Source organism: Neisseria sp. P0021.S006 (assembly GCF_051956895.1).
Genome location: NZ_JBQCWZ010000492.1, coordinates 1 through 1,000, shown reverse-complemented (window position 1 = coordinate 1,000; position 1,000 = coordinate 1). Strand labels below are relative to the sequence as shown.

Annotated in this window: 1 pseudogene; it reads left to right on the top strand. The window is 50.4% G+C overall.

What is annotated here, in order from left to right:
- Nucleotides 1-1,000 (top strand): annotated as a pseudogene (locus ACTHUM_RS15210) (hypothetical protein); the annotation flags it as partial.

Below are 1,000 nucleotides of genomic sequence, written 5' to 3'. Positions count from 1 at the left end.
GCCGTTGCCGCCGAACGCGCAGCCGAATACCTGGCCAAACAATACGACGACGGCCGCACTGCCATCGACCCGATAACGGGGAAATTCAATCCCAACCTGTTACCCGAACACATCAAAGAAGAGATCAAAGCGCAGACCGGTGCGGTTGCTTCGGTAGTCGGTGCCGCCGGAGGCATCCTGAACGGCACCAACGGCGCAAACACCAATGCCCTGTTCAACGCACAGGTAGGGGGCGTGTTGGGGCAGAATGCGGTGGAGAATAATGCCCTAAACCGTTTAGACGGATTCACACCCGGCGAACGAAGCCTGAGAGCCAGAGCAGATAAGATCTACCAAAACAATCCAAAGGGCAAAGACCTTTACATCCGCTCTTACGAAGCCTATGAATTAGAAGCATCCTATCTGGCAGCCAAAGAGATTGTTGTAGGCACATGGGAGGGCATACGCCACCCGTGGGACAATACCATTGTTCCATTGGCCGAAGCCGTTTCCAGTCCCGTGCAAACAGTCAACAAAGTTGTGATGTCCTACGAAAACTGGAAAGCGGTTCGCGACGAAGCATATATCAACGATCCGCAACTTGCAGGCAGAATGGACGCAATGTTTGATGCCCGGGTTGGAACCAATGCAGCATTTATGGTTGTCAGCGGCGGGACGGCATCTGCCATTGTCCGCTCGCGTGCCGCCGCAAAGGTAGTGAAGAGTGCCGGGAATTTAAGCAAAAACGGCAAACTCAAATTCGGGCCAAGCAGTCTGTCGTCTTCGGCATTGAAAGTGCCTGTTCCTGTTGTTAGGGAAATAGGAGATATCTCTCAAAAAGTTATGACTCCTATTGGTTCCGATGCTACATACGCAGCTAAACAAGTAATGGATAATTCGGGAAAATTTATTAAGAGAACGAATACTCGCGGAGGAGTGCTTGTTCAACCTAATCAGTCAGTAACTTGTGGACAACATTCATGTGGTATGCTTTTAAACACACTAAAACGAAACGTTCCTT